Origin of the sequence: Aeromonas media (assembly GCF_000819985.1) — a bacterium.
Lineage (GTDB): Bacteria > Pseudomonadota > Gammaproteobacteria > Enterobacterales > Aeromonadaceae > Aeromonas > Aeromonas media.
Map to the genome: position 1 here is coordinate 1 of NZ_CDBZ01000106.1, position 12,096 is coordinate 12,096.

General features: G+C 62.3%; 11 protein-coding genes. 1 reads left to right on the forward strand and 10 read right to left on the reverse strand.

What is annotated here, in order from left to right; translation table 11 throughout:
- The 3 genes from BN1127_RS09355 to BN1127_RS09365 all read right to left on the reverse strand — a co-directional run.
- Positions 1-1,161, reverse strand: a 1,161-nt coding sequence (locus BN1127_RS09355; protein ID WP_052833533.1) for an ArnT family glycosyltransferase, incomplete at its 3' end; no start/stop codon positions are given.
- Positions 1,151-1,516, reverse strand: coding sequence for a lipid-A-disaccharide synthase N-terminal domain-containing protein (locus BN1127_RS09360; RefSeq protein ID WP_041206328.1), 366 nt, complete (start codon positions 1,514-1,516; stop codon positions 1,151-1,153). The genes BN1127_RS09355 and BN1127_RS09360, both read right to left, overlap by 11 nt.
- An 88-nt stretch (positions 1,517-1,604) precedes the next feature.
- Positions 1,605-2,345, reverse strand: a complete 741-nt coding sequence (locus BN1127_RS09365) for a glycosyltransferase family 2 protein (RefSeq protein ID WP_005329116.1) — start codon at positions 2,343-2,345, stop codon at positions 1,605-1,607.
- 351 nt (positions 2,346-2,696) lie between these two features.
- On the opposite strand from BN1127_RS09365, the gene BN1127_RS09370 reads away from it, so the two are divergent.
- The gene (locus tag BN1127_RS09370) at positions 2,697-3,542 is read left to right on the forward strand and encodes a lytic transglycosylase domain-containing protein (RefSeq protein ID WP_041206330.1); all 846 of its coding nucleotides are present in this window, start codon (positions 2,697-2,699) and stop codon (positions 3,540-3,542) included.
- Between the two features lie 709 nt (positions 3,543-4,251).
- On the opposite strand, the gene BN1127_RS09375 is transcribed toward BN1127_RS09370, so the two are convergent.
- The 7 genes from BN1127_RS09375 to BN1127_RS09405 are packed head-to-tail and all read right to left on the reverse strand — an operon-like array spanning position 4,252 to position 12,093.
- The gene (locus tag BN1127_RS09375; RefSeq protein WP_042649237.1) at positions 4,252-4,533 is read right to left on the reverse strand and encodes a DUF2845 domain-containing protein; all 282 of its coding nucleotides are present in this window, start codon (positions 4,531-4,533) and stop codon (positions 4,252-4,254) included.
- A 34-nt stretch (positions 4,534-4,567) separates the two neighbouring features.
- Complete coding sequence (locus BN1127_RS09380; protein ID WP_042649238.1) at positions 4,568-4,804, reverse strand: hypothetical protein; 237 nt, start codon at positions 4,802-4,804, stop codon at positions 4,568-4,570.
- Complete coding sequence (locus BN1127_RS22980; protein ID WP_042649239.1) at positions 4,773-6,716, reverse strand: hypothetical protein; 1,944 nt, start codon at positions 6,714-6,716, stop codon at positions 4,773-4,775. The genes BN1127_RS09380 and BN1127_RS22980 overlap by 32 nt, the downstream gene beginning before the upstream one ends.
- Positions 6,716-7,267, reverse strand: a complete 552-nt coding sequence (locus BN1127_RS09390; protein WP_042649240.1) for a hypothetical protein — start codon at positions 7,265-7,267, stop codon at positions 6,716-6,718. Before BN1127_RS09390 ends, BN1127_RS22980 begins: the two co-directional genes overlap by 1 nt.
- Before the next feature lie 9 nt (positions 7,268-7,276).
- Positions 7,277-8,332 (reverse strand): hypothetical protein, encoded by a 1,056-nt coding sequence (locus tag BN1127_RS09395; RefSeq protein ID WP_042649241.1) that lies wholly within the window; start codon positions 8,330-8,332, stop codon positions 7,277-7,279.
- A complete protein-coding gene (locus tag BN1127_RS09400; RefSeq protein WP_042649242.1) occupies positions 8,333-8,593 on the reverse strand; it encodes a hypothetical protein in 261 nt (86 codons plus the stop codon). It lies immediately after the preceding gene.
- Between the two features lie 38 nt (positions 8,594-8,631).
- Positions 8,632-12,093, reverse strand: a complete 3,462-nt coding sequence (locus BN1127_RS09405) for a hypothetical protein (RefSeq protein ID WP_042649243.1) — start codon at positions 12,091-12,093, stop codon at positions 8,632-8,634.
- Positions 12,094-12,096: the final 3 nt, after the last annotated feature.

A 12,096-nucleotide genomic window follows, 5' to 3' on the forward strand; every position in this document is an offset into this window, starting at 1 on the left:
CAGCTTGCTCGCCAGCTTGGCGCTGAATGCCAGCGCCCCCGCCCCGCCCAAACAGATGATCCCCAGCAGCCAGCCGAGCCCGCCCAGCAGGCGCGCGGGCCAGACCCGCGCCAGCAGCTCGGCGACGAAGGGAGCCGTCAGCAGGGCCAGCGCCGGCGTGCCCGGCGTGACATAGACGCCGCGCTTGCCCGGCGACACCGAGAAGAAGACGATCACCAGCACCAGGTAGCCGAGCAGCAGGATGATGCGCTTGTCCTGCCCCAGGATGGCCTTGCGCCACGCCACCACCAGCCAGGGCAGCAGCAGGGAGACCGGCAGCCAGAACGGCGGGATCACCGAGGTGAGGTAGTACCAGAACGGTTTGACGTGATGCCAGGCGTTGGCATAGCGGGTCACCGTCTGGCGCAGCAGTATGTTGTCCCGGTAGGCCTGCAGCACGGGATCGCCGCTCTGGGCCACGGCGAGCAACATGGGCACCAGCCACAGGCCGATGGCCAGCAGCATGAACAGCGGCCCCGCCAGCCCCTTGAGCCAGTCGCTCCTGGAGGCGGCACGGATCTTCTCGCGGTGGGTCCAGATCGCAGGGATCAGGATTAGCAAGGCCAGCAGCCCCACCCCCTTGGTGATGATGCCAAGCCCGGCGGCGAACCAGCCGAGCCAGTACCAGCGCCAGCCGCCACCGCAGAGCAGGAAGCGGACGAAGCCGTAGACGCCGAGGGTGATGAAGAAGGTGACCAGCGCATCGATCTGCGCCGTCTTGGCCTGCAGGGTGAACTGGAGGGTAAACAGCAGCAACAGCCCTGCCAGGAAGCCCACCGAGGGGTTCCACAGGCGGCGGCCCATGTCCCACACCAGCGTGATGGTCAGCAGACCCGCCAGCAGGGAGGGCAGCAGAAACGCCACCTTGATGGAACCGGTCAGCAGATACCCCAGTGCTATCCCCCACATAAACATGGGGGGTTTGTCCGGGTAGATCTCGCCACCGCGCATGGGAAAGAGCCATTGCCCGCTCTCCACCATCTCCTTGGCGATCAGGGCGAAGCGCGGCTCGTCGGCGGGCCAGGGATCCCGCAGCCCGAGGCCGGCCCCCAGCACCACCAACGCGATCAGCAGCAGCCAGCCGAGAGATCTTTGATTGAGCAGGAAACGGTCATTTACCATGACGAGCCTCATAGTCGTTGACGACCTTGTCCCGCTTCCAGCCTCTGTGCTGGATATCCAGATAGAGGCTGTAGAGCGCGGTAAAGGTGGGGAAGAGGTTCTGCAACACGCCGACCGAGTCCTGTTTGGGCGAGAAGACGAAGTAGCTCAGGGTCATCAGGCTGCCGAGCACGCTCATGTACCAGAACAGGCGCGGGATCACCGGCTTGCCGGCGCGCTTGGAGGCGACGAACTGCACCAGCCAGCGGCCGCCGAACATCAGCGCCCCTGTGTAGCCGATGATCTTCCAGCCCGTCACATGCAGGCCAGTCCAGTCGAACCAGGTCAGCTCCATGGAGAGCAGGGCATCGATCATCGCCATCCTCCCAGGTGCAACCCGCCGACATGCAGGGCAAGCTCATCCCGGTCCAGCCAGATCGACGGCATCGAAAGCAGGGCATCGATCACTCCAATGTCTCCCTGATCTCGACCACCTTGGAGCGGCGCTGCAACCACCAGACGCCGACCACGTCCACCAACCCGACCCAGAGCCGGTTCCAGACGCCATATTTGGAGACACCCGCCTGCCTGGGTCTGTGGTTGACCGGCCAGGGGGACATGCGGCCACCCTGGGCCTGGATCAGGGCCGGGATGTAGCGGTGCATATGGTTGAAGCCGGGCAGGCGCAGATACCAGTCACGGCGCACCACCTTGAGGCCGCAGCCGGTATCCGGGATGCCATCCCGCAGCAGCAGATCGCGAAAACCGTTCGCGAGTTTGGACGAGAGGCGCTTCACCCAGTCATCGCGCCGATTGACGCGATGGCCGATGAGCCCGACCTGGTGCTTGTCCGAGGCGAAGCGACGCCTGGCCTCCTCCAGCATGGCGGGAATGTCGGCCGGATCGTTCTGACCATCGCCATCCAGCACCACCAGCCAGTCACCGCGGCCGTGGCGCACGCCACTCAGTACCGCCATGCTCTGGCCGACGGCCCTCGCATGACGCACCACCTGCAGCGCGGGGAATTGCGCCTTCAGACCGCAGAGCAGGGCGTAGCTGTCATCCTCGCTGCCATCGTCCACATAGATCAGCTCGTAGCTGTATTTCCCCGCCAACGCGGCATCGATCTCGCCGATGAGGGGGGCCAGATTGTCCCGCTCATCCTTGGCGGGCACCACGACAGAGACCTCGATTGAATCAACCATATGCGCTTCCCAATCATGACGAAGGATGCAATCGGTTCGATTGCGCCCCCCATTTCTATTTTATCGACAAGCTGACTAACATCATGCAAATACAAGGCGTTAGGCAGCAAGATCGGCAGTCTATTGCCACAAAAATAATAAATCTATCAATTTGAATTGTGCCATGGAGAAGAGGATCGCGAAGTGCAGCCACCTGGCGTTCGTCGCCAGAGTCTTTTCCTTCTCTGCCAAAAGTTCCATACCGTTTTCATCTCTGATGGCCGAACACATAACCAGATGTTCCATCTCCTGGCTGGCAACCCCCCCATATCGCACCTATATCTTGCGGATACGAAAGACGAGGTATCCATCATGCAGAGACTCTGCACCTGGAGCTGGGGACTCCTGCTACTGCTTGTCACACCATCCTCCCATGCCGATGCCTTTCGCCAGGCCCCGAAGGCGATGAGCGCCCTGCGTCAGGGCGCCGCCATGGAACAAGGCAACCCGAGGCAGGCCATCGCCCACTACTGCACCGCAGCCAACCTTGGTAACCCGGAGGCCTATTATCGCATCGGCCGCCTGCTGGCTCGCGGGCCTCAGGGGATCCGCAGCGCCCGCCACGCCAACGCCTACCTCGCCATGGCCATGCGCCTCGGCAATCAGCAAGCGGCTCGCTACTACAACGAGCGGGTAGGCAATGCCCCCCTTGGCACTTGCGGTATCGGCGGGGGTGGAGGAGGCACCCCCTGGGTGCGCCCCAGCACGCCCTTCGATCAGGATAGCTATCTGGCCCGGCAATCCCGTACCAAGCAGAAGCTGGCCGTCATGATCCGCCAGGCTGCCCACCGTCACAAGGTCGACCCCCAGCTGGCGCTCGCCATCGCCATCGCCGAGTCGAATCTCAACAGCACCGCCGTCTCCCCCAAGCAGGCGCAAGGGGTCATGCAGCTGATTCCCGAAACCCAGGTACGCTTCGGCGTGACCCGCCCCTTCGATGCACAGCAGAACATCCGCGGTGCCATGATCTACCTGAAGTGGCTGGAGAAACAGTTTGGCACTGACTGGGTCAGGATCAGTGCCGCCTACAACGCCGGTGAGCAGGCCGTGATCCGTTATGGCGGCGTACCGCCCTACCAGGAGACCCAGGAGTATGTACAACGGGTGCTCTACTACTCGGGGCAGGACCCGACCAAGGCGATCAAACGGCCACGCTGACGGCTGGCATAAGCAGAACCCATGGCGCCTCACGGTAACGTGATGAATCCTATCGAGCCAGGCTTAAGGAAGTCTTAAGCCCGCACACCGCGGAATCTGGCCAACCGTTTGTCCTGTGGCGCTCCCTCTTATCTCCCCTCTTCTTTCCCCTCTGCCGAAAGGACTCTCCGCACAACATGCCCCCGGTTGTCTACTTTGCCGCCCCCTTCCCATTGGTTTACAATCGACGGGTTTTTTGGAACCGGGTCGGCCCCTGCCGACCAGGCCCCACCACGACGTCAGTTTGTTAATGTAAAAACATTAAACTACTGAAAAGGAAGAGAATTAGCCAATGGCTCAATTTATTTACACGATGAACCATTGAGGCAAGCTGAAAGCCAGCCAGAGCTAACAAGAGCCACATAAAGCTGTAAAATTCATAACCTTACAAACAATGCCCGTCAGCTAACCTCGGCTTTCCATAGCTCTTTTCGTGGCCCCATTTTGGCCCCAAACCCATCAAATCTGTATTTTTTGGCCCCAGGATGGCCCCAATTTTGGAGGCCTTTTTGCTGGAGATAGTGGCGCTAATCACCAAGAGATACAGCACTGTCAGATCTGACAGTGGCCAAGATGGAAAAGGGGGAGGGGGAGATGAAGTGTGCCGTGAGTGAACGGCTCGCTGTATTATCTGAGGCAGGAATGGCCACATTGCGTGGCCATTTTCATATCAGCGGGTGAGGTCTTCTATCTGGGTCACCTTGCCATTGATGATGGTCACAGCCTGAGGGATGTCACTTTCGCGGGCCTGATAGGTCCAACGCTCCCCGACCTTAGGGGCATCCAGAAGACGCTCGTCGATGATGTCCTCTTTCATCTGAGGTTGACCGCACTTCTTCTGCACGTTGAAGGATGAATCTCCTTCGCTGATCAGTGCGCTTTTGCACCTCATTGCTCCAGCATTCGCCGTCACGGGCATAGCCAATATCAGCAGTATCATCAACCGTCTCATAGAACCTCCTGTTCAGTTGGCATCAAACGTAGCCCTAGACTTCAATTCTGGCAAAGGGCAGATCGGGGAGCTGGGTCACAATTGCACCATTTTCAACCAGCACCCAACGACCAACGGCGGCACCGGTGCCAAACACCCGCAGGGTGGCCCCGCCCACCTGTTCGATGAGACTGGTACCGCGTAGGCTATCGACCAGCAGCACCTTGCCCCTCACCCTCACCGTGCTCGGCAGCATGGCCTCAAACTTCTTCCACGGGTTGTTGCTCGCCATCTATGCCTCCATGTCCCATGTCCAAATGCACTTCCAGGGTGACGTTCTGCCACACCGAGCTGATGCCAGAGGGCGCCAGCGCATTGCTGATGCACAGGGCCCTGGTATGGCTACCATCGGCCCGCAACACCTTCACCAGCTGACCAGGTACCACCAGCCCCGGGGCCTGCCCCGGCCGCATCAGTGGCAGGCGCAGGGTCACCATCTCCTGCTCGCCAGAGTCGGCGATGAGATTGCGGCCCCGCTCGGCGTTGACCGGGTGGGTCTGGGCCAGCACGTCGCTGACATCCTCCCCGCTCTGGCTGCCCGCCGTGCCTGTGCGCACCACCTCGGTGACCACCCCGTGGGTGGTGCCGGCGATCAACACCCGCTCCAGGCGCGGACTTGATGCCGACTCGCTCGATTCTTCCGGGATCATCGCCTCAGGGATGAGGTGGCTAAAGGCCGAATCCGGCGCCGTGGCCCACTGCCAGGGACTTACCAGATAACGGGGCTGCACCGTCACCTTGTCTTCGCTCATGTGGGGTACCAGCACGGCCCCCGCCGCCTTAGCCAGCCGGGCCAGCAGCTCTTTGGGAGCCATCCGTTCGCTGATAGAGCCCGGTGCCAGCGGCCAGTCCGGGGTCTGTACCCACTCGCCGTGGGCGGGGCGCTCGATGGCAAAGCCCAGCGGCGTCAGCAGCTCCTCGGCGAGCTGCCAGGCGGTCATCTCATTGGGCAGGGTCACATCGACCATGGATGCCCAGGGGCTGTCGAGGAACTGAGTGCGCGAGCGGGCCGTGAAGGGGTAGACCTCACTCCCCAAGGCACGATTGACCCGGTAGCCCTGCACCGCAAACAACCAGGTCCAGCCGTTGATGGTCAACTCGATATGGCGCGGCCCGGTGGCAGTCGGCTTCACATAGGGCAGATTGGTCTTACCCCGCAGCTCGCCTGAGAGCTCCCACACAAAGCTGTCGATATCGAGTTTCAGGCTCGGGTTGAACAGGGCGAGCGGCACGCGCTCGGAGCCATTGACGGCAACGCAACTGATCTCGTTCATGATGATGTAGGGCGCCGGTTGAGGGTTAATGGGAGGCTCGCGATCGCCAATCTCGCCGCCAGAGTCGTCGCCATGCTCAAGCCCCCAGCCCGGGTCGAGCGGCTTGGCGCCAGCTCCCCAGGGCAGCGCATCGGCCTGGTCAGCCAGGCGGGCATAGCCCGCTGGCAGACCATGGCCATTGTCGCGGGGAGCCACGGCGCGATCGGGCTGGGGCTCGGCCAGTGACAACACCAGGCTCATCGCCTGCCACTCGCCCGAGGCAGCGGTCAGGGCAAAATCGAGCTGGTCGCGGGCAGGTAACCGGGTCAGCAACGGCGGCAGCCCGTCCCAACGCAGCTCCCAGGGGCGATGGCGAAAATCGGTGATATGCCAGCGGGTGGCGGTGGCCTGGTCGCGGGCGGGCGGTTGCTGCCAGGGGCCGGTGCGGGCCAGATCCAGCCGCTGGGCGGCCTGCTGCCAGGCGCTGCGCATGGGTAGCTGATCACGGGCCGCGCTCATCGCCAAGCCCTGCCAGAGGCGGCTGTCTTGCCGGGTGGCCAGCAGCCAGCGCCCCACCTGGGTCAGATCCACGGCCAGCGCCTGGGTCAGCGGAGCCACCAGCGGCTGCGCCAACCGGCTCGCCTGGCCAAAGGGCAGCGCGTCACCTTGGTCGGTTGCGTGCAGTTGGCCCCTCGTCAGGGTCAGCGGGTTATCCCTCACCAGTGCCAGCCCCTGCCAACCACTGGCCATGGCGGTGCGGAGCGCAGGGGGCAAAGGGGGGCGCAGGGCGCCCCCCAGATAAAAATCGATGGCCGCCGGGGCTGGGATCTTCACCAGGCGGCGCGAGGCAATGGCGAGCGTAATGGCGTTGGCAGCGGGCGGCAGATACATCAGCTCACCTCGATCACAGGTTGCAGCGGCCCGTGGGCCACGATGGGCAGGTACTGGCGGGCACGGCACACGGCGCTGCCGACGAATACAGCGGCCTCTTCCGCGAGCGGCCAGACCGGCTCCTCGCTGCCCGATGTGCCAGGTTGTTCGCAGACATAGACAAAGCCATTCCATTCGGTCGGGCTTACCACCTCCCCCACCTGATAGATGCGCTCGGCCTGCCAGGCCTCACCATACTGCGAGAGCCCCACCACCAACACCTTGCCCTGGTAGGTCAGCCACTCGGCGGCAAAGGCCCCATCGCCACCGCTGCTCACTTCGGCCAGCACCCGGTACTGGCCATCGACCGGCTCGGCGCTCAGCACCAGCACATCGCGGGCGCGGCCGATATTGCGCACCGTCACCACCCCGGCCACCCGGCCGGTAATGGTACGCTCCAACCAGTCGGGGACATCGAAGGAAAGCTGATCCCACGCAGGCACGACATAGGAGGCCAGTGCATCAAAGTTGACGGTCAGGCCAGGTACAGTCAGCTGGTATGGTGTCGCCATCACAGCTCCTTAAACCGGCAGGCCGGTGATGAGGTCGCACAACACCGGTTTGATGGGGCCGTGGAGTTGAGGTTGATAAATGGGGTCTGGCGTGAAGATGGCAGCCCCGACCGTCAGGGTATCCGTGGTTGACCAGGGTTCTGGTGGCAAGCTGGTGCCGCTGTTGCCCGCCTTGGTGCAGAGGTAGCGAAAACCATTGGGGGTCGCCGGATGGATAATGTCACCCAGCACATACGCCTTGCTGGCTACCAGCAGTGTCCCATAGGGTTCGTAGGTAGCCACCATGACCGCATCGCTATAGTGCCCACATTTCAGGCTGAAACTGCCATCTGCTTCTGCCACAGCATCATTAATACGGACAAAATCCACTACGCTCAGAGCTCGTACAAATCGGGGTTTTAACACCCCTCCTACCTTCACGACCCCTTTCACCAGATAGCCCTGCACCAAGTTGGCGATATTTTGCCTCAATAAACGGGGAGCACTGGCTCCATCTATTGCCCACACGCTGGATGCGTAATTGGGGTAGCGGCTGGCACTGAAAGGATCCGCCACGGAACGCAGGTCGGTGAAGCCTGACGGCAAGGCATAACTGGTTGGAGGCAGGGCGACACTATCCACGACGCCCCATTGATAGGCAGTCATGTACTTCCAGCCGATGCTACTCATGGTGCAACGGGTGAAGTTCATGCGGCCCGAATAACACGCTAGAGTCCCCCCACGGAACACCACATCTTCAAAGTTGATGTACTCGGAGCCTTGCTGGCCGAATGTATTGAGCCAGTTGATGGACACCAAATTCAATTTTTTAAACGTGGCAGCTTGGTTATTGTTTGTGAAATGTTTGAGACCCGTCAGGGTGTAACCATTGCCATTAAGAGTCGCCACCGTCTTCGTGTTCTGATTGAAGGTGTTGGCGCTCAAGTCCAGATCCACCACCAACTCGGCAAACACCCCGCTGCGGAAGATATCCACGCTGAAAAACTGGATGGCGGCCGCCAGGTTGTGAATGACATAAGGGTCCCAGACCGTCCCAGAGCCTTTCAAGTAATCGCTGACTGCCATCTATGCCTCCACTGGCCCCAGCACCATGGGGGCCAATTGTCGTCCTGTGGTATCCCAGCACATCACGATGACCGGGCCTGAATAGTCGCAATCGAGCTGCCACGCCCCCGACGAGTTTGTCGTGGTGTGGGCCAGCACCCAGCGCCCCACCCTGGGCGGGGATGAGCCGGGGATCACCCCGGCAACGCGCGGCAAGGCCAGCACTACGGCATCGGCCAGCAGCATGCCCTGGTCATTCACACTGCCTGATAGTCGCTGCATGGCGTGGCTCCTCGTTCATGCTCATTGCCGGCGGCCGCTTAATCGGCATCACCGCGCTGGAAGACCTCGAAGCGGTCGTCCGGGTGGGTGGCGCGGCCGACGCTGATGCAGCGCAGCAACCAGATGGGGGCCAGCGCCGAGCTGGTATCGAAACGCACCACATTGTTGCCGGCCCAGCCGCTGGAGAAACCGGCTGCCTCCAGCACAAAGAAAGGGGTCCCGGTGTTGGGGTTGAGGGGCGCCAAGTCGGTGGTCAGGTTGCCGGAGGCGATTAGCCCTCGCGTCTTGCCGATGACGTTGTAAGTAGAGGTGCCGGTGAACACCAACGCCCACTGCTCATCCACCGCCCCCCGGTCTGTCACCTGCAGCGGGTGATCTGCCCAGTTGTAGTTGGCGCTGATGGCCCCGCCCACCGGCGCACTGCCCCAGTTAGGGCTGGCGCTGTTCCAACTCTGCTGGACAAAGTTGTTGGCCCAACTGGCAAAGCGGTCGCCAAACTGCAGGCAGGAGCTGACCATGGTCTCCCCGGCCGGATAGTCGTGCACCAGCGGGTCGGCCAGGGTCAGGTCGCCGGAGATCTGCACGTCCAGCACCAGGCTCATGTGCTCGATGCGGTTGACGAAGGTGAGCGGCGCAGTCACCGCCGCACCGGTGTCATCCACCAGGCTGTAGCCTGCTTTCAGGGTCAACAGACCGGTGTCCCGATCCTCGGTGTACTGGGAGGGCGCGAGGCGCTTGCCATTGGCCCCCACCAGGTAGAGGTCGGCCACATAGTCACGGCCGGCATCGAGCACGGCGCCACCGGCTGGCTCACCCACTGCTTGCGAAGCGGTGTGGGAGAGCACCAAGGTGTCGCCATCCTGGTAGATAGGCACCTTGCCATCGGCGGGCAGACGCACCGGATCCAGCCCGATACGGGCGGCATCCAGTGGCAAGGCGGTCAGCAACACGGTGTTGTAGCGGGCCGAGCTCGCCATGATCGGCTTGGCAAAGGTTGCTTTCACCACCCCGGTGTTGGTGTTCACCGTCCCCGTCACACCACCGCCCACCAGTTCCCCCTGGGCATCGGCGCTGGCATTAACCAGGGAGCCGTCATAGGCCACCGCTATCAGCTGGAAGTTGGCTTGCTTGAGCGGGCTGCCGGGGGTGCGGAAGGTAAGCTCCTTGGCAAAGGCCGCCGTCACCACCCGGGCACAAGAGAGCAGCGTGAGGTTGCCGGTGAAGCCGCTGAGATCGGAGAGCACCACCCGCCCGATCCCCAGATCCACCCGGCCAACCCGACTACCAGCCCCGGTACGGGAATCCGGGTTCTTCCAGAGAATGCCATCTCGCTCGATGTAGTGGGTGCTGCCATCGGTAAACCAGAGCGAACCGGTCAGAATGTTGGGCTTGCCCAGCAGGAAATCGAGTTCAGGCGCATTGACCTGCTTGGTGATGGGGGCGGTACCTGAGCCCATCTCCAGCGCCTGCCAGCTACCTGGGCCCACCATCTCCTCTTGCAGATTGACGGTCTGATAACCCTGCTCTGAGATGTAATATTGGTAGCTGAAGCTCTGTGACCAGCTAAACGAAAACATTCCAGTAAAGTAGTCGATCGTCCCCACCACGGCCTCATTCCGCAGCAAGTTGCCCACCCCGTCATCGCGGATATCGATCACCTGGGTGGTGTAGTAGCCATCCCCCTGGGCATGGAAGCGCCCCGCGTGATTGAAGCGGCGCACCGCATAGCGCAGCAGGAAGCTGTGCGGCTTGAACGCCTGCCCCACCGATCCGCTGGCGCTCTGGTTTCCTGCTCCCGGGATCACCACCTCCCCCAGCAGGCGGATATCCGGTGTGTAGGTCAGGGTATAGAGCCCATCGCTGGGCAACACGAGTGGCATGAACTCGATCAGCCCATCCACATCGAGCACGGTGCCACTGCCACTGCCGGATAACACCCCCTGCTCGTTACTGGTGAGGCTGTATCCGGTACTGCCATTGACCCAGCTTACTTGCAGCGAGCCCGGCAGAATGCCGTCCGGCAACTCCAGACGCTGGTGCTTGCCGACTGTCTTGCTGCCCAGCAGCAACTCGACCGCTATCCCCTGAGCGGGCTGGTACTGGACGATGATCTCGCTCTCGGCATCCGGCAGGGCGGCAGTGGTAACGGCCAGGGAGCCGGTCACGAAGTTCTGGGTGCCAGAGCCCTGCCCCACCAGCTGGCCGCTGCCGTTGTCTTCGAGCTGCTGCCACTTGCCCAGCGCCCGGTACAAGACCCGCACCGTGCCCGGCATGGGAATGGCGGCGGAGAAGTCGAACGTCCAGTTAAAGGTGCGGGTGGCCGGGGTCACCTCCCGGCTCACGCTGATGAGGTTGCCCAGGATCCGCACCGCCGGGGTGTAGCTGGCGGTCGCCGAAGCGGTAAAGCTGCCCGCATTGCGCCAGGCGTCGATCTGGCCGGTCTCGAAGTTCACGGTCAACTTGCTGAAGTTGTTGTTACCGCTTTGGAACTTCAGCTCCCCACTGCCATTGTCCTTGAACACACCCCCATCGATCGTGAGTTGCAGGGAACCGCGCTTGGGCACCCGCTCCAGATAGCTGCGAGACTGGCTGCCCGCCACCAGGGCGAACTGGAGAGGGCGGGTCACGGCATTGCCAGAGGGTTGCATGATCGCCAGATCAGTCGCCGCCGAGCGGTCGGTCAACAGGTTCTCGCCATAGGCGCTCGGCACAATCGGCTTGTAAACCGAGTTGACCCGCACCTGCAGATCACCCGGCAAGGCTGGCCGCGCCAACGCGGCCACCCCGTAGTAACGGGCCGCATCCGCCACCGTGGTGGTGAGGATATCGGCCACCTGGTTGCCGTTGGAGGTGGTCGAACCGGTTGGATACGGGGCGCCGCCATAAAACGTATAGGCTAGGCGGGCCGTGATTTTGAGGGTGCAGACCCGCCGTACCAGGGTCTTGAACTCACCACCGTGTTCATAGGTGAAGGTCTGCTCGTGGGCCTCATACTCTGCGATCTTGACGTACTGCTCATAGGCGGCCTTGGTGTCAGGGTCCACGCCCCGCAGCAGCAGGGTGCCGCCCAGTTCGGGCTCGGGAGCGGACACCTCCTGAAACGCGAGGATCATCCGCTGCCCCTTGTATTGGTCGCCGAGCAGGTACATGCGGGCGCTGATGCCGGGCACCAGGTAACTCTCGATGGCGTTCTTGACCTCTGCACGGGTGTCGGTCGGGGTGCCGGCAAAGGCGATCATGTTGACGCGACTGTCGGCGGCATCCTTGCTCACCATGAAATGGGAGCCCAAGTAGACCTCCTGGGTATCCACCGCCACCCCGCCGAAGATCTTGCGGATATTGACCCGGCCCTGGGTGCGGTCCAGGCGACTGGTGTCGGGGAACAGGTTGTTGACCTGCCCATCGATCACCAGGCGGCCGGTCGGCAACCCACCGCCGTTGTCTTCATCCGTCAGCCTGGCCGACTCGTAGATGACGATGTCTTTTGCTGTGATGGGCATGGG